The organism is Paenibacillus sp. OSY-SE (assembly GCF_000283315.1).
Lineage (GTDB): Bacteria > Bacillota > Bacilli > Paenibacillales > Paenibacillaceae > Paenibacillus_B > Paenibacillus_B profundus.
This window is the reverse complement of the sequence record NZ_ALKF01000181.1, coordinates 36,279-60,244: the sequence shown is the minus strand read 5'-3', so window position 1 is coordinate 60,244 and position 23,966 is coordinate 36,279. Positions and strand designations below refer to the sequence as shown.

Here is a 23,966-nt window from a genome sequence, read left to right as displayed (position 1 = left end):
TTTCTTATCCCTCATCGATCATATAATTGATTTGTCAGTTCTTCATAAGCTTTGTTTACTACTTCCTCGCGATTTTCCCACTCTTTTTTCAGATGAATGAGTTGCTCACTTTGGCGGACCAACATTTTTTTTACTTGCAATGGATTAGTCGAACCTTCAGATATTTTATTCTCCAGATCATTTTTCACATTAAAACAATCATCAAGAAATTCATCCTCAAATTTTGTATCATATCCATTCTCAATACATATTTCCTCTAACAGTCTGATATCGGTCTGTTCGGGTTTCAATTTCTGTTCCCTAACTCTTACAATATAATTCCCAACAATTACTTGTGCGCTGCGAAAAGGGATATTAGCATGTAGAGTCAATTTGTTGGCCAGACTAAAGCCTCCAAAAAAATCGCGTTTACACACTTCCAAAGTTTTATTTTCGTTAAACTCTAAATTATCAATTACCATTCTCACCAATTTTATCAATGAATTAAATGTCGAAAACATTGTATTTACAAAAGTCCCTGCTTCTTTTGAGGTTTCTACTAAATTTGTAAAAGGTGTATTACGCTGCGCGATAAGAAAGTCAAAGTAAAAAGCCGAGATATGAGCAGTCTTACCTCGAATCCTCTCTAAAATCGTAAAATTCTTCTTTTGCGGCATTGCCGATGATATCCCTGAAAATTGATCGGCCAAGTCGATAAATTGATATTCACTACTTCCCCATTGGATAAAATCAGTAAATATTCGGCTAAGAAAAACTGAAAAATTCGCCATTTCAGATGCTATCTGTAAAGACCAGTCTCGAGAAGCAACTGCTCTTAATGCATGATTGGTATAGTGATTAAAGCCAAGTAATGTGGCCATTCTTTTCCTATCCCAACCAAGTTCAACACCTGTCATTGCCCCCGCTCCAAGTGGACATTTATTAATATTGTCGTAGACATAAAGCAGCTTCTCCAGCGTAGTTAATATTTCTTCGCTAACAGCAGCCATATAAAAACCTGGTGTCATGATTTGAGCAGTTTGGTAATGTGTATAGCCTGGCAAAGGTATGTTTACTGTTTTAGTTGCCAAGTGACAAACAGAAGTCGCCAGTTTAATTAATTCTTTGGACTGCACAATTAATTGCTGTCTGGCATACATAATTTGAGCGCAAGCTTGAACATCATTTCGACTCCGGTCCATATGCCAGCTTGCTGAATCGGCTCTCAATCGTTGACTAACATATTGCTCTATTGCAAAACAAATATCTGACATATTAATTTTAGGATCGGCATGTAAACTTTTTTCTGTTACTTGATTAAGAAGATGTGCAATTTTGTTGACAGCCACTTTATCTAAAAGATTTAAACGTTGGTACTCAAGCAACATAACTTTCTCTATTAAAATGTACCAAGGCAGCAAATGTTTTAATTCATATGAGAATTGTGGTTCCAGAATTTCTCTATGCAATAGTTCATTTGGATTCTCACTAATTCTTCCTGATAGTCTCATAACTTCACCTTTAATGTTTATTTAATATCACAGCTAACTTTTCAGAACAAAAAAGTAAAATGGCAGGTGATTAGCCCAATTCCCCTTCTCCTTCCGTTTCATAATGATTGAGTTTAAAAAAATAAAGACATAAGAAATACACCATTAGAAAACATTCTAATGGTGTATTTACAAAAAACAGCACGACAAAATAATGCAGACATTGCATCTGCACCGCTGACTAGTTAATGAATTCAGGTTGCAGCTAATGAGCCGAAACATCAATTAGCGCACTAAATCTCTATTGTTTAGTATACTATCTGATTCCAATCATTACAATACAAATATTGTCTTATTTCATTGAAGTTTCATTTTGCTTAATACCGCGTTTTTGTTGAACAATGATATAAATGTCGTCCATAGCAGAACGCATTTACACTCATTTCTGCCAAAACATTCATTCAACTAATCAAATAATAAATCTAATGATTGTTGTGAAAGTTCTATTGTTGCAAAGTCAGATGGTGTAAAATGAGGATCCTTTGCTGTACTGCATAAATCAACAATAATTGTTAAGTTCTGAATGATTTTATTTACTAGATCATCAATGTCTAGTAAATCATTATTAAATTCATTATACGTTACCGTAATAACCAGTTCTTCATCTAGCACATAAGAGACAATTTCTAAGAAAGAGGTCAAATGATTCTCTTCGCCGGATTTCACTTGCGGGTGCAACGTTTTTAAAGAGAAATATTCATCCCATAGTTTATTGTCTAATGAACCTAAGTAATTAAATCGAATTTTTTTGTCCGGCATATCTGCTGACTCACACTTCTGTTGCGTCTTCCCATATTCGCCACCGAATGTAGGCGTTTTTCGAAGAATCTCCTTAACTGCTATAATTCCTTCTTTCTTATCAATAAATTGACATGGGAGATGAACTGGATACATACGCGTAAACCATCCAACCGTTCGTGATACATCAAGATTGCATGTATCTTCTTCTCGGCCGTGAGACTCCAATTCCAAAATGATTTGATTCTTGTCAAATATCTGACCGATTGCGAATGATGTTGCTGCAATTAACAATTCGTTAGGACGCGTATGAAATGCTCTGTGAGCCTTATTAATCCATTGATGTGTAAGAGAGGGAGACACATATCGAGTAAGCGTTATGTTCGTCCCCAATTTCGTCTGCACCGTTGCCCCATCGGCATTCTTAATCTCATCGCTTTCATGATTTATCCTCCAACAATTCTCCTTAGAGGTATTCTCATCCATTCTAGCGAATTGATTAGCCCACTCCTGAAAAGAGTTTGTTTTGTTAGGTAAAACAATCGGCTCTTTAGAAAGCACCATTTCCCATGCTTTAGAAAAGTCATCTAATACAATTCTCCACGATACCCCATCCACAACAATATGATGCGCAATGAAGACCAATTGCTGATTATGATTTGCTCCAAAATCAAACAAGCAAGCTTTAAACAAAAGACTGCTGTTCAAAATAAATTGTTGATGTACGTTTTCCAAAATCTCGCTCATTCGATGTTTCTGCATTTCTTCTGTTCGTTCATTGGAAAGATCAAAAGAAAAGATGGTGTCTTGATGTTTAAAATGAATATGGTTCTCATTATAGAACAGCCGATCTGTGATGAAGTCATAATTAATTCTTAACGAGTCATGATGTAAAATGATTGCTTCAATGATTTGGCTCAAATCATTGACAGAAATCCTCTTGTTAAGTGACAGCGTTACAGATTGATTCCATTGATGGGGATTTTTAAAATTTTGATTCAAAAACCACTCTATAATCGGTGTTTTACATATTTCACCCTGACACAGCCCTGGAGACTCACGAACGCAATGATTGTTTTCAACGATTAAATGGGAGACTATCTCTCTAACCGTAAGCCGCTCCATTACTTCTTTAACACTTACCGAATAGCCTATTTCTTTTAGTCTAGAACTTATTTGAATTGCCTTTATCGAATCTCCGCCTAATTGAAAAAAATCGTCAGTTGGCCTTACTTGATTGGCACCAAGCACTTTTGCATATACCATAGCAACCTCATGCTCGGTATCATTAATATATTCTTCTTCGCTTTTTTTATATTGCTGCTGCGGTTTAGGAAGTGCCGCACGATCGATCTTGCCATTCACAGTGAGTGGATAGGTCTCCAAGAATACATAATATCTTGGTATCATATAGCTCGGAAAACAATTGGATAAAAATCTACGGCATTCAGAATCGGAGAGAGTTGGATCAGCAATCAAGTAAGCACACAAGGCTGCCTTTTGATTGACATCCAGTTGCATAACAACTAGCGCTTCCTGGACTAAAGGATGTTGAAGCAAACGATGCTGAATTTCTCCTAGTTCGATACGAAAGCCATTTAGATTAACCTGATGATCAATCCGTCCCAAATACTCAATTACGTCATTAGACAATCGGCGGCCAAGATCCCCAGACTTGTACATCAATTTACCGGGGATAAAAGGGTTCTCTACAAATTTTTCTTGAGTTAGCTTGATTTGATTCATATAACCCAAGGAAATGCCATCGCCTGAGATAAAGATTTCGCCCTTTAATCCTACCGGTTTGGGTTTTAAATTTTTGTCTAGAATATAGACCTGTTGATTGTTAATAGGTGAGCCAATTGGAACAGTTTCACATACATCTATATCCGGGTTGAATTTATAAATCATACATCCCACAATTGCTTCTGTCGGACCATATTCGTTATAAATCTCAACTGATCTGAAAGCTTTTATAATGCGATGTGATAACTTTGTTTTTAATTCTTCGCCTCCGACAATTAAACAGCGCATATTAGAATCCTTCAGCTCTAGCTCTTGAATCAAAGACAGGTGAGCCGGCGTCAATTTTAATATGTTAGTCCGATTTTCCTTCAAAATCGTATATAAAACAAAATCTTCGGAATGTGGTGGATAAATTAAAATTCGATTTCCATTTATAAGCGGGGTAAATATAGACGTAACGGTCAAATCAAAGGCCAGGGAAGAATATAGCGCAAATGTCTCCGACTTCTCCTTGATATACGTTTCTTTAGCCCACCAAATATAATTAACGAGTCCCCGATGCTGTATCACTGTACCTTTCGGATTGCCGGTGGAACCGGATGTATATATTAGATAAACTAAATCTTCTGCAGTTGCAGTTGAGTCTAATCTTTTCGCGCTTGGCCCGTTAAAGTCGAAATGAGCCTTATTAATCGCATATTTAACTCCCTCGAAATCAAGCTCGCCTGACAATTCTATATTCGTAATTAAAACCCGTACCTTCGCATCCTTTAACATATAATCAATTCTAGATAATGGATAATCTTTATCAATAGGAAGATAAGCTCCTCCCGCCTTCAAAACAGCTAATAGGGCAACTATCATTTCAAATGAATGTTCTGTCAATATGCCCACTATTGACCCACGCTCTACCCCTCTTAGCCGCAAATCGTTTGCCACATGGTTTGCCCAATTGTCGAGTTCTCTGTAGGTAAGTTGTTTCCCATTATATTCTAAAGCTATATCATCGGGAGTGAGATCTGCTTGTTTTTCAAACAATTGGTGTATTGTCGTATTATTGGGATAATAAGTTTCCGTCTTGTTTACATCATAAATCAAATTTCGAAACTCTTCATCTGAGATAACTTCTAACTGATCGACAATCGTACTTGAATCAATAAAGAGCTGACTAAGCAAGTGATTAATTTGACCGAAAATAGTATATATCTCAGCTTCTGAATAATCATCATTTTTATAATCAAACTGAAGAGTAAGATGTTCCTCCCATTCCTTAATAATCAACTGTAATGAATAAGTTTGATTTCCGCTATAATATTCAACGTTTTCAATTTTTGTGTTTTCGATTGAATTGACTAACTTTGTATTATAATAATTAATACATACTTGGTAAATATTTTCAATTCCTTTTTTTCTAAGTTCCATATCCTGAACCAGCAAATTGTAAGGATATCGCTGATGAGAGAAATAAGACATCACGTCGCTTTGAAGGGTGCTCAGTAAGCAACCGAAAGAGACACTCCAATCAATTGGAACGGGATAGGGCATTGTGCTAGTGAACATTCCAAAAATGTTTTTTTCGTGTGCACCGGATCTATTTAAAATGGGCAGACCGACTATTACATTCTCTATCTCGTAATTCCGTTTAAAAATTATGGATATTAACAATAAAAACAGCGTATTTAATGAACATTTGTGCAAGGTAATGAGATGATGAATTTTAGCTGTTTGTTCCTGAGATAAATGAAACGATAATCTGCTTCCTTCCGTGGAACGACTAGATTTAGGCAGTGCATAGCCCTCTAGTTCACCTAATCTTTCAAGCCAGAATGTTCGATCCGAATCGAATCTTGGAGAATTCTCATACTTTTGTTCCCTGTTATATAATGTCATATAGGATTTACTCGGAACTTCTATTGTGTCCTTTGACTTGCTTGCTATTCTTGTATAATTCTCGGCAATTTGCTTGGTCATAATGTTTACAGACCAGCCATCCGAGATAATATGATGAAATTTGCTGAAGTAACCAATATCTTCGTCGGATATTTGAAATATTGCAAAATAGTATAACTTATCTTTTAATATTGAAAATTTCTCTTTGAATTTTTTTTGAGACCAAGTATCAAATTTTTCTTTAGCCAGTTGTTCATAATGTCGAAAATCATAATACGCTACGGAATCTGATTCACAGTGTTCGAAGACCTGAAATATATTATCCTGCTCCAATACAAATTTCAGATGGAATACATCGTGTTGTTTAATAAACATAAGAATCGCTTGCTCTAATATTTTTATATCCAATTTACCTTTGATATGTACTGCCCCCCCCAAATTATGCACAGTAGTATCTGGATATAACTGTTCTGTTAACCAAATACGTCGCTGAGGATGCGTCAATGGGTGCAGCTTTCTTTCGTTGACTGTCATATAGAATTTTATCCTCCTTGCTGGAGATGTAAAATAATAGCACAGCATGATTGCTTTAGGACAATGAAAACACACCAAGATTATAAAAAAACTTCCACCTCAATAGATTAATGTTTCTACTAAGGTGGAAATTTTATTGCGACATTAATTTAAAAGTTAAATTCAATATTTTCAACCAAATTACTTATGTGAGTTGAGGAAGAGTTGTCACTTATAAATATGTTTTTTAATTTTATTTGTGGTTCCTCACAAATTTGATCCAAAAGAACTAAAAAATCGTCAGCCATTTTTTGAATTGTATCAGCGGTGAATAATTCCGTTGAATAGTCAAAATGAAACCGTACTTCCCCTTTTTGTTCCACGGCCTCCAGAATAAGATCCATCTTGCTTGTATCAGTCTCTATTCCGTAAGGAGAAATGTTGAGATTATCCATCTTTAAGTTTGGACGTTCGGTGTTTTGCATAACGAAAAGAACATCAAAAATCGGATTCTGATTTACTTCACGTTGAATAGAGAGTTTTTTTACCAGCAAATCGAACGGATAGTCCTGATTGTCCATCACATTGAGACAGTTGTTTTTAATATCCATTAAAAACTCCGTAAAACACATATTACTCCGAGGATAATTTCGCATAGGTATCATATTGATAAAAACCCCAATGATTTGTTCAAGATCCACATGCGCTCTACCCGCTACAGGCGTTCCTATGATTATTTCTTCTTGCTCGGCATATTTGGATAGCAAAACATTGAAGCAAGCTAATATCACCATATATAAGGTCGTCTCAGTCTTTCGTGATAAATCAAATAGCCTGGAAGACAAAGCATCTGGCATGGAAAACTCATGTCTGGCTCCTCCGAACTGCATCTTTAAAGGTCTAGAAAAATCAGTCGGCAGTTCCAGTCTTGGGAGATTTCCGGACAAATTTTTTAGCCAAAATTGTTCTTGCAGTAGAAATTTTTCCGTTTTTATCTGTAGTTGCTGCCATTCAGTATAATCTTTATACTGGAAATCAACTTCTGGCAGCACTTTTCCAGTATATAACTCTGAAAATTCTTTGGTAAGAATGCTTAAAGAATAACCGTCACATATGATGTGATGCAAATCAAAAACGAGAATGTGCTTGTCATCCTGTAACCGGATGAGACCGACTCTAAACAATGGAAGCTTCTCTAAATCAAACGGCTGGATAAAGGAACGAATAATTTCTTTGGCTTTGCTGTCACTACCAACAGAATAATATTCAATTTTCAGAGACAGGTCATCATGTATCTGTTGGACTGCATTGCCATTTATATAGCTGAATGTCGTCCGCAATATTTCATGACGGCTAATTAGTCCATGCACAGCTTGGTTCAATTTAGACTTATCAAGCGCTCCCTCAATCAATATTCCTAAAGGGACATTGTATGAAATGGTATCCATGTCAACCATGAAATTAGTAAACATCATTCTTTGTGCGGAGGAGAGCGCATAATAAGGTTTACTGTCTGCTGAAATTAAAGGTACATGTTTCTTTACAGTTGTACTTTTAATTAACATTGCAAGTTCCCTGATTGTCGGATTTCTAATAATATCCTTCAGGGGAATCTCCACTTGAAATGCTCTAAAAATTCTTGCCGCCATAGAAATTGCTTTTAACGAATGACCGCCTATATGAAAAAAATTATCTTCGATACTTATATCCTGTATACAAATTAATTCTTCCCATATTTTTAGCAAAATCTCCTCAGTCTCATTTGCCGGTTTTACTATCCCAGTTTCACGCTTCCATTCAACATCTGGAAGCGCCTTCCGATCCACTTTTCCATTATCAGTTAAAGGGAGGTTGTTAATTCTTACAAAATAAGCTGGAATCATGTAATTGGGCAAAGTCTGGCTAAGGAAATCCCTTAATTCTTCCATTGTAATATCTCCGTCGCTCATATAGTAAGCAATGAGATACTTGTTACCCTCATTATCTTCTTTGTCAATAACAATTCCACCTTTAACAAGGCTGTGATTCAATAATTGATTTTCAATCTCTTCAATTTCAACTCTATTTCCTCTAATTTTGATTTGATAATCTTTTCTTCCGAGAAACTCCAGATTTCCATCCGGAAGTAATCGACCGAAATCTCCGGTTTTATATAATCTTCGCCCCGGAAAGAAAGGATCTTTCATGAAGGAGGCCTTTGTCTTATCGTGATTATTCAAATAGCCCCTTCCAACTCCAAAGCCAGAAAAGTATAGTTCTCCAACGACTCCCCTTGGACATAAATTCATATTCGGGTCCATCACATAAATATGAAAATTAGGGATCGGCTTTCCGATAGGTACATTATGATAACTAACTTCTTTGTCAATTACGTAATGCGTTGTATCATCAGAGGCTTCGGTTGCCCCGTATGCATTAATCATTTTTGTGTGAGGGTATAGCGAATACCATCTTTCAACTAAGTTGGATTTTAAGGCTTCACCCATCAAAATCACGTACTTAAGATAGGGCCATTCACTAAACAATGGGTTACTGTCCAAATGCTCCAGCATTTCTACCAATTGAGACGGTACGAGCTCCAGTATGGTTATCTTGTCTTTTTGCATTTCTCTTATTAATAAAGGTGGATTCTCAACTATATGATTAGGATAGATTACCATAGTGCCGCCTAAAATTAGAGGCGCAAAAAACTGCCATACAGATACGTCGAAACAATGGGAAGCATTTTGGACGATTTTAGATTGACTATCCATTTCCAAATCAGTGATTTTAACATCGATATGATTTAGCATGCCAATATGTTCGATCATAGCTCCCTTAGGCTGACCAGTTGAACCAGAAGTATAAATGACATAGGCTAGATCATGAATATCATTTACGCACTCAAGATTATCTACCGATTCTTCATCCAATTCCATACTTATTAAATCCAAACATATTGTCTCCCCCTGATATAAATCCGGGATGGGAGAATTAGTTGCATCTGTAATTAACTTAGTGATACGTGAATTTTCTAAAATATATTGTATCCGCTTATTGGGATAATTTCGGTCAATCGGTAAGTAAGCTCCCCCTGCTTTCCAAATTGCTAAAATCGCAGCTACCATTTCTGGAGAGCGTTCCATCATCACCCCAACAATTTCTTCGCGCCCTATGCCATTTTTCTTTAATCTATGGGCCAATCGGTTCGCCTGCTTATTTAATTCCTCATAAGTAATTTCTTTATTTTCATACTTTATTGCAATAGCATGGGGCATAAGTATGGCTTTTTCCTCAAACATACAATGAACCGGTACATTGGCCACTTCTTTATCAAATGTCCGGCAATATCCGTTTATCATCTGCATCCTGTCTTTTTCAGACCAAAGTTCAGATATGGAAAGTCGCTCAACAGACTCTTGCGCAAATAGTTCCAAAATATGAATAAATAACTGAAATGCCTCATTAATATCCTCATCCATAAAATAGCTAGGAGAATATTTGATCATAACAAAACAGCGTCCATTCATTCTTGAAATCTCCACGTCAAATGGAGTATTCGTCATATCGTTCGGATCAAGCTGTAAATAGTTTTCCGTTCCTGCGTTATCCTGGATAACCGAATAATCTGCTAATTGACGGATATGAAAATCTGTAAAATTAAACATGGTGTCAAAAATTGGGTTTTCCAAAGTGCTAAAGTCCCCAATAATATTTGCAATCTCCCCCAAAAAAACTTCGTAAGGCTTTACATTTTGGAGATAAGATCTAACTTGACTGATGAGTTCCTGCTTAGTCATACCATCGTTAACTTGAATTCTGGCCGGTATAGTATTCAAAAAACAACCCAATATTTTATCGCTATCCTCTAGAATCGGCCTTTCATGTGTAACAACACCTGTAATAATCTCGCTTTCACCTGTTAAAATGGACAGCAGATAAATATGCGCCGCAAAGCAGATTTCTTTCAACGTGCATCCATAACGATATGCCTGCTTATCCAAAGCATCCAACCATGTTGAATCAAAATCGCGCCGATAAACACGAATACCTGAAATATTATTAATTTTTTTCCCAGAGATATTGAAAGGCATCTTATTGCGAGTGTAACCCTTCAATGTATTTTTCCAAAATTTCTTAGCATCGGTTGACAATTCCTTAGCTAATCCTATAGCCACATAGTCCTTGTAACTGCTTTTTAGAGGGACCAACGCGTACTCTTTCTTTTGTTTCAAAGTATTATAAATCGACAATAACTCTGTATCCATAGATGCGGCACTCCAGCCATCCAAAATTGCATGGAAGCATGAAATAAATAGCGAGTAATTTTCTTCGCTCATTCTAAAGACGGTAATGTACCACAACAATTCCTGAGAAGCAAATTTGTTTTGCAGATCATTTCGCAATTTATCTTGAATTAAAGCCTTCTGCTCTTTTTTTCTCAGATGTGATATATCTTCAAAGCAGATCTTAGGCATTGCATCTTTACGCAATATTTGAATAGGCTCTTTAAACCCATTGATATGGAAAGTTGTGCGTAAAATCGGGTGTTTTTTACACAACAATTGTATAGCCTGTTTAAATAACGTAATATCTAGGCCATCTTTGATTCGAATTTGATACATAAATTGATCGTGGTAAACAGGTTCATCCACTTTCAACAAAGAATAGTAAAACATACTGTGCTGAATTTTACTTAAAGGATAAAAATCCTCATAGTCAGCTGGCAGTAATGAGGCTTGTTGCTCATCTTGCAGAATATTTTGCTTAAATTCCTCAATGATAGCAAGACCATTCTCTAAATCGTCAGCAGTATCACTGTTATGGGTTGCATTCATACACGTAATAAGCTGATGAACAGTCTGGTTTGAATAAAGGTCGGCTAAACTGAGTTTGACTGAAAAATTGAGATTAATGGCGTTAATCAAGCGTAACGCCTTGATTGAATCTCCTCCTGACAAAAAGAAATTATCATAAATCCCCACTTGCTCACTATTAAGTGTATTTTTCCATATTCCCAACATTTTCATTTCCAAATAGCTTTGAGGTTTGACGTTAACGATATCGGAAACGCTATCTCTTTTTGTCATTAGTAATTTCCGGTCTAATTTCCCATTAGCAGTGACCGGCATGCTGTCAATCTGCACGAAAGTGTGTGGAATCATGTAAGCTGGTAGCTTCTCAACAAGATAATTTCTTAGATCGATATTATTCAGTCTACGAGTAGCTACATAAAAGGCAATAAGAGTTTTGAAGCCATTACTACTTTCATGCACAGTCACTGCTGCTTTGTTTATTTCAGAATGCGTGATGATTTGGTTTTCAATTTCCCCAAGTTCGATTCGATATCCTCTAATTTTTACCTGATTATCGATTCTCCCGATATAATCTATAGAACCGTCCTCTCTCCATTTGGCTAAGTCACCAGTACGGTATATTTTCTGCCCTGGAAGATACCTATTATCCACAAATTTCTTGGCAGTCAATTCTTCCAGCTTGTGATACCCGCGCGCAAGCCCAACTCCTGATATGCACAATTCTCCTGTAACACCGACAGGTTGAATGCGGTCGGATTGGTCTAAAATTAATATCTTTATGTTATCAATAGGCTTTCCGATCGGTACGGTTTTGACATCACAATCAGTGCAAACATAATAGGTTACATCAACCGCTGCTTCCGTAGGTCCATACAAGTTAATTAACTCAGTCTTCGTCGTAGAACTCTGCAGCAAAGCATTGAATTTTTTAACGTGGACAATGCTCAATGCTTCGCCGCTTGAGAAAACTCTCTTTAAACTCGATAATCGTTTCACATCACTGTTAATATCAATAGCTTCAAGAAATAATTGCAACATAGAAGGAACAAAATGAATGGTCGTTATACGGTTCTGCTCAATAGCATCAATAATCGCATCAGGTTCTTTCTCTTTTTCCGGTTCCAGCAAGCAAGCGCTCGCTCCAGACAACATCCACCAAAACAGTTCCCAGACAGACACATCAAAGGTAAAGATCGTTTTTTGTAATATCACATCGTCTGCCTTTAAAGGGAATTGATTTTGCATCCAGTGCAAGCGATTTATGATTGAGGCATGCTCGATCAATACACCTTTAGGGAAACCGGTAGTGCCCGAAGTATAGATTACATAAGCGAGAGAATTTGACTTTCCTTTAACCATTAAATTAGGGTAGTTTCCTTCAGGTATATCTTCAGCATTCAACAAAAAAACATGTCCCTGAAAAGACACTTCAGGAAGAGGGTATTGAGTAATTACTACATCAGTTCCGCTATCTTCCAATAAGTACTGAATGCGCTCTTGAGGTAAACTCGGATCAATTGGTAAATAAGCTGCACCTGCTTTTAAAATAGCCAAGATCCCCACAATCATCTCCAAGGAGCGTTGGGTATGGATCGCAACAATATCCTCCTCCTTTACCCCCCTTTCTCTCAACCCTTCTGCAAAATAATTAGCCCTGTTATTAAGTTCGCTATACGTTAATGTCTGCCCATTAAATCTCACTGCAATGTTATCAGGCGTTTTTTCCACCTGCTCTTCAAAAAGTTGCTGAAGTGTTGCCTCATCAGGATAATCCGAGTCTGTTTGATTAAAATCAACTAAAATTTGTAGCATCTCTTCCTCTGATAGTATTTCGATTTCCTTCAGAGAAATGTCCGGACTTTCTGCAATAGCACGTAATATTTGCAGTAAATACCTTTGAAACTTCTCAATTGTTGCATGTTTAAACAAGTCCGAGCTATACTCCATTCTGCATTCAATGGACTCGCCCATATTCCGACAGAAAACAGTTAAATCAAAAGAAGTAGCTTCCTCATTCGCAGGAGGCAAATAATCAAAAAATTGAAAAAATGTATTAAAGACCGGAGAGTGGCTCATATTTCTTTCTGGATTAACTTTAGAAACTAATAGGTCAAAAGGATATTTCCCATTTTTAACTGCTTGCAAAACTTTATGATTCACCTTTTTTACCAAGTCAGAAAACGTATTCACTTCAGAAAAATCAATTCGTATTGCTAAAGTATTGATAAAAAGACCTACTACATCCTCAAGCTCTTTTTTATCCCGTCCCATGATCGGCATCCCAATAACTATATCGTTATCGTTTGTCAGTCGGTTCAATAAAGTGAAAAATGATGTCAGAAAAAGATTATTGACTGATACTCTTAGCTGCCTTGCGATACCTCTAAGGCGGTTCGCCAACGATGCCTCAATCGATGTAGCCACAAAGCTCCCTTTATAAGACTTTCGAGCTGGTCTCTCAAAATCAGCAGGGAGGTTTAATGAAGGCAGTGGATAAGAGAATTCTTTTAACCAATATTGTTCGTTTTGCATCCGTTCTTCGCTGCTCATCCATTGTTCCTGCTGCTCAAGCCAATCGATATATTCCAATGACAATGTATTTAATTGAGGCTGTTGACCATTAGCAAATGCAGAATAACAGCTGAGAATTTCTTTGCCGATAATGCCCGTGCTCCAACCATCGGCAACAATGTGATGCAAATGAAGATAAAAACAAAACTTCTTCATGCTGAGTCGGAAAAGTTTAACTTTAATAGCACATTCTTCTAAATTAAACACTTCCTCATTGGCTGCCTTCAGTGATGCCTTTAATGATTCTTCAGGGGAATGGTGATCAGATAAATCAATCATTTCAAATGGAATCTCTATTTTTTCTTTTATAAGTTGAACAGGATCGCCGTCCTCATTTTGCATAAATACGGTACGAAGTGAACTATGCCGCTTGACTACAAATTGGATAGATTTCACTAATATTTCGGTATCAACCGGACGATCAATTATCGTAACAGTCGGCAAGTTGTACGCCAACATATTAGGATTCAACTTTTGCATAAACCAAATTCTTTGTTGAGCGTGCGTTAATTTATACATTGCTAATCTCCTATTATTTATTATTCTTTATCAAGAAAAGCAGCTAAAGCTTGGATGGTCAGGTGATTAAATATGTCTGAAATATCTACTTTTCTTTGATAGATTTGGTTCATTCGATTTACAATTTTTATAGCTTGAATGGAATCCCCGCCAAGATCATAATAATTATCAAATATGCTAACTCTCTGTATGCCTAGCTCTTCGCACCAAATTGTCGCTATCTCTATTTCTCTATCCGTCAGCTCCTGCTCATCTATACCAATAATTTCTTTCTCATTGCCATCCTTTTTTATGTCATTAAAAGCCTCACGCCGATGTGCCCTAGTCGCCTTCAACAACTCAGGGGGCAACAGCCATGTATGTGTATCTAAATGAGCAAGGTACGGGCTTTCAGGGTTGATTTCACCAATAATCAGATGACTCTCTTGGGACGCAAGAGCATGTTCAAAAGCATAGAGCGCCTGCGTGGTTGTCACTGATTTAAAAACACCGGCTTCCATATTCACATTGTTGTCTACAGCCATTCCGATTTCATTCCATGCAGGCCAACTCATAGTCACAGCAGGCTTACCGGCACGTTTTCTCGCAAAAGAAAACGCATCCAAAAATGAATTGGCTGCGGTATAGAAGCTTTGTCCTATCATGCCAAAAATGCTGTTTATCGAGGAAAACATAATAAAGAAATCGCAATTGTCCCCAACAATTCGGTCAAGAATCAAAGCGCCTTCGATTTTGGCAGATACTGTGCGCTTCAGTTCCGATATATCTTGTTGAACAAGCCTTCCATTTCCGGATACTCCGGCACAATGGATCACTCCGTTAACCTTACCAAAGGTTGCTTGCAGCTCTAAAAACAACTTTTTCATTTCCTCTTCATCTGTTACATCCGCAGCATAGCACGCAACATTGCATCCTTTTTTTTCTAATTGAATCATTTTTTTAACTATATCGATTGTTTTTTGATCCTCCCCTTTATCAAGGATATTGTTCCATAACGCCCTTGGCGGAACAGGTGTTCTCCCTACAAGGGCAAGATTAATTTTTTGTTTTATTGCTAAATATTTTGCTATTGTGAGGCCTAAACCGCCAATTCCTCCGGTTATCACATAGACTCCTTCATTCTTTAAAACGATTTTATCCCTATGCATTTCCTTTATCTTTCCAGCTTTCAATTGTTGAACATAACTTTTCCCTTCTCGATACGCCACTTGATATTGAGGCTGGCTGTTTCCGATTTCTGACAGCAGATCTTGAACATCGAAATACCTATCCACATCTATACATTTAATTATCACATTCGATAATTCCATAGGAATCACTTTTCCCAACCCAATCATGCTTGAGTGATATGGAAGTAAGTATTGTTCTCGACCTGACACTTCATAAACCTGTTCAGTCAATATAATAATTTTCATTAAATCAGACACTTGATTATGGGCTAAGCTCTTCGCCAAATAAAAAAGACTAAACAGCCCTTTTTCATTCAATCGATTGCTATCTTGTATATGACCAATATTTTTTTCACTTTTCAAGGTTGCCAGATGTATTAAGCAAGATACCTGTTTTTCTTTTAAATCAGCTATTAGCTGGTTATAATCTTCTTGACGGGAGGAAATCGTATATCTATCATTGGAATGATTGCAATACTCATCTCCAATATCGATGATAATTACACGTTGGCCGTTCTGTTGCATTTTATCGGCAAATTGTTCCCCCAAACCCCATTCGTCTAAAAAGATGGCGATGTTATTACTTTCAATCCCATTCACTTCTATTTCCGCTTCGCGCGGTATCCATTCAGAAGTGTAATAGGTTTGAATAGGTTCTAACATTAGCTCGTTCAATGCAACATTTGTGCTTCGAACTCTTTTCAGCACCAAATGATCAAACTCGCAGCATATTTTTCCTTCCCTGTCTGTGATTACAATGTCAAACGCAATCGTTTCGGTTTGCTCGGATGTGCCGCTTATAATCCGAATGTAGCTGTAACAGTTCACCGGCGTACGGCAATATATCCGTACATGTTTGTATCCAATCGGTATAAGCAATCCTTCGTACAATGCGCCTCCGAGCGTAGTAGCCAAATCCATTAATGCTGGATGCAGAGCAAAGTCCTCAAGATCCATTCGATGTTCATCGGATAGATTAAGTTCGACAAGAAGCTCCTTCTGCCCCCTATAAGCTTCGCTGATAGATGTCTGCATCCATCGTGGACCAAACAACATATCATTGGATGAACCGCTTTGCTCACGGATAAACTCTTGCTTTTTTAATTCTTCTTTCAATTTTTGAATTGGCACTCGCGCCAGTTCTGATTGATGAAGTTTTTTCACCGTCCCTTCCGCATGCAAGCTCCACTTTCCTCCAACACGACTCGCAATGCGGAAAAGATGTGCATCCTTATTCTTTTGATAAAGCGTATGCACTTCTACACATTCATCATCAGCGACTACTAATGGATTATGAAATGTTATATTCTCGAATTCCAACGCTTCACTTGCCAAATTCTTTTTCCCTGCTTGATAGCCCATTTCCAGCCAAGTCGTTCCTGGAGCTGTAGCTTTGCCGAAAATCCGGTGCTCATCTAATACCCATTGATCCTTTGGAGAAAAAAACGACTGGTAAATAACTTTTTCATAAGAATCGGCAAGTTGGTTATGCAGTAAGTAATCTCCTCCTGTAATCCGGTTTGACTTATCTTGTTGAAGAATATTTATTTTTGGATTGTATGGAACCCAACATCTGATTTTGTCAAATTGGTAGTAAGGAAGAGATACTTTACGATAGTTGAATTTAGGCTGAAACAAGCCATTCCAGTCCACTGTTGCCCCTTGAACATAAAGCATGCAAATCTGTTCTAGAGTTTGTCTATCTTCCAAGTTGCCTTCTTCAAATAGCTTTCTATATTCTTCTGATACCATTTCTTTTGTTACTGCATGTATGTTAACTTCTCCGAAATAAACACCTTTCGGAACGGGATAAAAACCATTTCCATGAGTATTGTTAATAATATTTTTTAGTTCTTCTAAAGTCTCCACTACAAAGGCCAGCCGATATTGATGGTGATATCTTCCTGTATTTACGGTATAACACCAATCCTCTATGGCCAATTCACTTCTATTCAACTTGTCAAAATAGAGAGCATACTGTTCGATTATATTTTTCAAGCTTGTCAGTGTTTTTGCAGAAACAGTGAAAATAAATGGATTTTGATGTGTTTTCCGATTCAAATCCACATTCGGAGCTTCCTCCAGCACAATATGGCAATTCGTACCGCTCAAACCAAAAGAACTTACACCACATCTTCTTGGAGAACCATTCGTTTCCCAAGAAGATAGCCGAGTGTTTACGAAAAAGGGCGTCTCGTCAAATTGAATATTTTGATTCGGTTTTTCAAAATGAAGAATAGGAGGAATCTCTTTATTCTTTAAAGAGAATATCGCTTTTAAAACCCCTGCTATCCCCGAAGTATTATCCAAATGGCCAATATTGGTTTTTACACTTCCTAAAGCACAGAATTGTTTTTTACTCGTATAATTGCTAAATGCTCGCGTGAGCGCTTCAATCTCTATAGGATCCCCTAATTTTGTGCCTGTGCCATGAGCTTCAATATAAGTAATCGTTTCAGGAGCAATGTCGGCATCCTTCCAAGCTTGCAGGAGAACTTCAGTCTGAGACATTAAATTGGGTGCGGTAATCCCGATTGTATTACCATCCTGATTTACCGCACTTCCTTTAATGACAGCATAAATATGATCTCCATCAACTATAGCCTTATCAAGCGGCTTCAAAAATATGGATGCAACCCCTTCTCCCCACCCAGTACCGTCTGAATTATCATCAAAAGAGCGGGTCCGGTAATCCTTGGAATCTATGCCAACCCCCTCCCTTAATCTCGGAAGCAAATTAATGGTTACCCCTCCAGCGATGGCTGCATCACATTCCCCGCGCCTGATGCTTTGGCAAGCTTCGTGAACAGCTACTAATGAAGAGGAACACGCCGTATCAATCAGCATACTTGGTCCCTTTAAATTCAGATAGTATGATATTCGACTTGCAATAATAGAAGGTATGTTTCCCGCGAAAGCACTAACCGCTAAGTCTGGATTTGTTTGCATAATATACTGTCCATAAATGGGCCAATTGCTGTATCCGACATAAACTCCTGTCTTAGTGCCTTTGAGCGCTTCTCCTCCATACCCTGCATCCTCAAGTGATGCATAGGCAGTTTCCAAGAATAGCCTCTGGCTTGGATCCATTAATGCGGCTTCGTTAGGAGATATCTTGAAAAAAACGGGGTCAAAAAGGTCAATGTCCCGCAAATATCCATATTCAGGATATTCAATCGAATCATCGAATTTGAAATGTTTGCGAAAGGCATCTCCATCTTCTCGGCGCTCAGCAGGAAGAGGACCGATGCAATCAATTCCTTGACGAATATTATTCCAAAACTCATGGACACTGCTTGCCTTAGGCAATCTTCCAGATACCCCAATTATGGCTATATCATGGTTTTTTTTCTTATTGGCATCAATTAATGCTTTTAGAATCTCTTTCGAAACATGTTTATCTATTTTGCCATTCACAGTATTTTCAAAAATAAACTCGGTCATTCTATTCACGCTGTCACCCCATATCTCTTATTTTTTTTAAAGCATGCTCGAGGCTTATCTCCCCATTTTCAACTTCGTCCAGAAGAGAAATTACATCTACACTCAAATTTTCATCCGTCTTTTGTGTGCAATCTTTATCTTGATTTTTCATTATAAACGTACTCAATTCGTTAATCGTTGGATAGGAAAAAATATCAACCGCACTAACAGCTCCCGGATAGATTTCATCTATCCTTTTTGCCATGTTGATGACCATGATAGAATTCCCGCCAATTTCAAAGAAGTTATCGTCCCATGCAAAATTTCGCTCGCCCAATAACCCCCTCCATATTGCCGTTAACGTATCCTGCACGCCATTTTGTGAAAGTCTTGGGGTCTCTCTTTGATCTGCCCTCTGTATCGATGATCTTACTGAATTTATAACATTCTCTATTTCTGGTGACACTTTAATTTGTTCATTGTTAAAATTTTTAAAGAATGATGAATGTTCATTAAACTCGCCAACTATTACCCTAGGCAATTCCAATGTCATAATCGCTTGAAATAAATTTACGGCTGTTTTCGGTAACAAAGCTTTAAATGGCAGGTTATCAAAATCCACGCCGTAATTATAAGCCATTCCGGTTTCTCTCCATGCAGGCCAGTTAATAGCAATCGTTTTCAATGAACTTTGGCTGCGGTATTCTGAAAAAGCATCTAAGTAAGCGTTTCCAGAAGAGTAATCACATTGACCAAGTTGCCCGATAAGACTGTTGACAGAAGACATCAAAATAAAAAAATCAAGGTTATCATCTTTGGTCAAATGATGCAAAATGCGGGTGCCCACAATTTTAGGGGACAGCACCTCGTATATAGCTTGCAATGATTTATTTGCCAGATATCCTTCACCAGCAACCCCTGCTGCATGAATAATGCCACGAATAGCCCCATACTTCCCTCTCAATTTCCGAAAGACATCATTCATTTTTTCTTCATCATTTACATTGACGCCGAATGTTTCAACAGTAGCTCCACACTGCTCTATCGATATTATTTTTCTCAATTTTTGAACTAATCCGTTATCGGTTTCATCTGCCATAAGGTTTTTCCATTGATTGCGTGCTGGAAGTGAGCTTCGACTTAGAAGTGCTAAATGGATTTGACCATTTTGTTGCGCCAAAAAATGTGCCATTTCCAAGGCGATACCTCCAGTACCGCCTGTAATGATATATACACCATTATCAGATAGAAGTAATGGTTTCTCTTGCTCACTCCCACGATTGATGTGCTCCAACATTTCTACGTACCTTTTATTGCAGCGATACCCGACTAAATATTCGTAACTATGTGAAAATAATTCTGCTATTACCGTTTCCATATCAGTTCTATTGTCTATATCAATGCTTCTGCAACGAATTTGACTGAACTCACTTGAAATTGATTTTCCTAGACCAATTAATTCTGCGCCCTCCGGCATGATATTATCTTCTGGTAAGATGCGATTTACTTCCTGAACCAAGAAAAACAAGTTTATAACTTGATTCCATCTGCAATTCACGACTGATTTTAAAAAGCGTACTACGGAGAGAACACTCTGTTCCAAATATCGACACACGTCCGCACTGCTGGATAAAATTTTGTGATGATTAAAGCGAGAAAAAACAAATTTTGTTACATTCATCTCCTTTAAATGATAAAGGAGATCATTCATATCTTCCTGGCTTTCGCGAATAAATACTTTGCGCTCATCTATTTCAAATCTTTCGCCAAAGAAAATCTCAAGCACGGATCTATTTGATTTACGGAGTGAGTTTACAAATAAATTTGCATGAGATGAGGCATCCGAAAAAACAGCAATTGTATCAGATATATCTTCCTTTTTAAAGTTATTTGGCAATTTAGACTGCTTCCAACACATTTGATAGAAGCAGTCTTTCAATTCGTTTCCCTGTTGATTTGAAGAGATATCCAGCCAGCAACTCTTCCTTTCAAAAGGGTAAGTTGGGACATGCGTGACAGCATAGTGGCCCTTTCTGTATAATTCTTCCCAAGGAACCGGGCTGCCGGCCACGTAAGTACTTGCGATTTTTTTTAGAATTTCATATTTTTTTTCTTTAGACTGGCTTTCAAAATTATTAAAGAGCAAGGAAATATCATCACAATAGGTCAAATCACTCCCATTAGAAGCAGAGCTTGTATCGCTCAAGATTGCCGACTTTGCTTTCAAAGTATTCTGAATATTAATGCACAATTCCTCCACATCATTGAAAGCCACAGCCCAGCGGTACCGGTAATGGTCTCTCCTGCAATTTGCTGTGTAACATAAATCAGCAATATTAACAGGATGAGATAATGTAATAAAATCTGCATATTTTTCAATATATGCAATTAATGACTCGCGACTTTTAGCCGATATAGCTAAAATATGCGGGCCGCTTGTCAAGGGTTTATTATTCGTGTTATTCAAAGACTCCTCAAGAACAATATGGCTGTTTGTTCCCCCTAGACCAAATGCACTTATCCCGCATCTTCTGGGCGAATTATCATCTTCCCACTTAGTAAGCCTGTCTACTACATACACAGGGGAGTTTTCAAATTTTATTTTTGAATTTGGTACTTGAAAATGAAGGGTCGGGGGAATTTCCCCGTGCTGTAACGCTAATATGCATTTTACTAATCCTGCAAACCCTGCTACAGTGTCGAGATGCCCTATATTGGATTTCACTGAACCGATGCCACAAAACTGGTTCTTTTCTGTATATTTTCGAAATGCCTTCGTTAAACTCTCTACTTCTATAGGATCTCCCAGCTTTGTCCCCGTCCCGTGAGCTTCGAAATAGGACAATGTTTCAGGATGTATGCGGGCATTATTCCATGCCTTCGTGAGAACCTCTACCTGCGAGTGGCCATTCGGTGCTGTCAAGCTGATAGAGGCTCCATCATGGTTGATAGCGCTACCACGAATAATGGCATAAATGTGGTCACCATCTCTTTTGGCGTCTGGCAATGATTTTATGACGAACGCGGCTACTCCCTCACCGGAGCCGGTACCGTCCGAGCTTTCATCAAACGTTTTAGTTCGTCCATCAGAGGATTCAATGCCGATCTCTACTTTTCCGACTCCAGGCATAACATCGACATGAGTGCCGCCCACTATTGCCATTTTGCAATCTCCGGATCGTATAGACTGGCAAGCCGTATGTAAAGCAACAAGGGAAGAAGAGCAGGTAGTATCTATCAACATGGAGGGACCTTTTAAATCTAATAAATATGCTATTCTTCCCGGTATAATTCCTGCCACATTACCCGTAAGCGCAATGGGCAACGATTCCGGGGATACATTTGCAATCATATCCGCATATTTATTGGATAAATTGCTATGAAAAGCTACGAAAGTTCCTGTATTCGTCGCCTTTATTTTGCCCCCGCCATATCCAGCATCCTCAATAGCAGACCATGCTGTTTCTAAAAACAATCTGTGATTAGGATCCATTAATGAAGCCTCATTGTGAGAAATGCCAAAGAAAGAATGATCGAACATCTTAATATTTTTTAAATACGCTCCCTGTAGAGATGTATTTAATTTGTGTTTGTTTTTCGTAAACTCTAAATATGAAAGCAAGTCACTCTGCCTAGAGTGAGATAGCACATCTACGCAGTCTATACCATGCTTCAAAATACTCCAGAATTCTTCCAATGAATCGGCCCCGGGAAATTTAATTGATAAACCGATAATTGCAAAGTTATTTGGAGTAATTTCTTGTATAGAAATATCATCATCGAGAGCTTTATCCGTCATAAACTGAAACTTATTTTTTTTCAATAATATCACTCCATAAATAATCGGAATTAGAAAGCAAACGCTCCGTTCCAGTGATTAAAGCAATCTCCTGTATCCTTTGCTTCTGTTCAGAAACGGGTACTTTTTTGGTCGTTAAAATTGAAATAACTGTATCCAATAAGTCGCAGTATTGGGCATCAGATAAATTTTCCCTATTATATCCCGCGTCCCCCTGCATGGAAAGCAATCTCTTATATGGAATTGCAACCCCTGACTCATATTCATTCTGGTCCCAATTATTATTTCTTGTCGTTACAATCAATGTCATACATAAATCTAGAAATGATAACTCATACCCCCTCTTGCTTCTAAGTATCCTCGCTAAGCTATCGCGATCTGTTTCCATATCTATTGACAGTGATATAAGTGAAGGAGCGTGACTCAAGAACAGGTTTTTCAATGTGCTCTTAGGACCGATTTCAATAATAGTATCTATTTGGTGGCGGATTAAATAATTCATAATATCTAACCACTGAACAGGCTCTGTCATTTGTTGGAATAAATTCCCTGCAATACTTTCGGCTCCAAGATAAGGAAAGCCGCTGACATTAGAAAGAACCGGATATTTTATCGGTAGATAAGTATGGTTTTCGAGCTCACTCCTGAATTTTTCGGCCGCTTGTCTCATCATTGGACTGTGAAAAGCTGAACTTACCGAGAGAGGAGTGGCTGAAAATCCCCGGCCGCTAACTTGGTTTAAAGCTCTTGAAACGGCAGCATGATGTCCAGATATAACGGACTGTTGCAAGGAATTATAATTGGATAAAATCACTATTTCAGTGTCTGTTGATGATTCCTGGCAAATTTCCAAAAGTACATCGCTTGGCATTCCATGTATGGAAGCCATAGTTCCACCAGCATCAGCCTCCTGCATAAGGAGTCCTCTTCGCCTCACTATCCGTAATGCATCCTCAAAGTGAATCGCATTGCTGCAGGTTAGAGCTGATATTTCCCCCAGGCTGTGTCCCGCCAAAAATGAAGGAGTAATATCATATAATTGTGTCAAATAACGATAATAAGCAACACTTACCGTTAAAATTGCAGGTTGCGTATTCGAAGTAAGGTTTATTTCCGGACTATCACCAAAACACAGTTTTTTTAAATTGAGCTGTAAAATATCTGATGCTTCCTCAAAGGTACGTTTTACTATTTCATGATTATGATACATCTTTTCTCCCATCCCTAAATATTGGGACCCTTGACCTGGAAAAACCAATGCAATTTTCCTCAT

General features: G+C 37.8%; 6 protein-coding genes. All 6 read right to left on the bottom strand.

Annotated features, from left to right (window positions below):
• Positions 1-11 precede the first annotated feature (11 nt).
• The 6 genes from A372_RS0114585 to fabD all read right to left on the bottom strand — a co-directional run bounded on the left by A372_RS0114585 (position 12) and on the right by fabD (position 23,966).
• Positions 12-1,490 carry an argininosuccinate lyase gene (locus A372_RS0114585; protein WP_019421602.1) on the bottom strand — a complete coding sequence of 493 codons (1,479 nt, stop codon included), beginning with the start codon at positions 1,488-1,490 and terminating at the stop codon, positions 12-14.
• A gap of 444 nt (positions 1,491-1,934) precedes the next feature.
• The gene (locus A372_RS0114580) at positions 1,935-6,437 is read right to left on the bottom strand and encodes a non-ribosomal peptide synthetase (protein ID WP_019421601.1); all 4,503 of its coding nucleotides are present in this window, start codon (positions 6,435-6,437) and stop codon (positions 1,935-1,937) included.
• 149 nt (positions 6,438-6,586) lie between these two features.
• Positions 6,587-14,302, bottom strand: a complete 7,716-nt coding sequence (locus tag A372_RS0114575) for a non-ribosomal peptide synthetase (RefSeq protein ID WP_019421600.1) — start codon at positions 14,300-14,302, stop codon at positions 6,587-6,589.
• A gap of 20 nt (positions 14,303-14,322) precedes the next feature.
• The gene (locus A372_RS0114570; RefSeq protein ID WP_237728538.1) at positions 14,323-18,915 is read right to left on the bottom strand and encodes an SDR family NAD(P)-dependent oxidoreductase; all 4,593 of its coding nucleotides are present in this window, start codon (positions 18,913-18,915) and stop codon (positions 14,323-14,325) included.
• A gap of 13 nt (positions 18,916-18,928) precedes the next feature.
• Positions 18,929-22,717, bottom strand: a complete 3,789-nt coding sequence (locus A372_RS35495) for a type I polyketide synthase (protein ID WP_019421598.1) — start codon at positions 22,715-22,717, stop codon at positions 18,929-18,931.
• On the bottom strand, positions 22,704-23,966 hold the full coding sequence (gene fabD, locus A372_RS0114560; RefSeq protein ID WP_019421597.1) for an ACP S-malonyltransferase: 1,263 nt from the start codon (positions 23,964-23,966) through the stop codon (positions 22,704-22,706). Before fabD ends, A372_RS35495 begins: the two co-directional genes overlap by 14 nt.

Coding starts and splice junctions, on each gene's coding strand:
- A372_RS0114585 (WP_019421602.1), bottom strand. CDS start 1,490: ATGAGACTATCAGGAAGAATTAGTGAGAATCCAAATGAACTATTGCAT.
- A372_RS0114580 (WP_019421601.1), bottom strand. CDS start 6,437: ATGACAGTCAACGAAAGAAAGCTGCACCCATTGACGCATCCTCAGCGA.
- A372_RS0114575 (WP_019421600.1), bottom strand. CDS start 14,302: ATGTATAAATTAACGCACGCTCAACAAAGAATTTGGTTTATGCAAAAG.
- A372_RS0114570 (WP_237728538.1), bottom strand. CDS start 18,915: ATGACCGAGTTTATTTTTGAAAATACTGTGAATGGCAAAATAGATAAA.
- fabD (WP_019421597.1), bottom strand. CDS start 23,966: ATGAGGAAAATTGCATTGGTTTTTCCAGGTCAAGGGTCCCAATATTTA.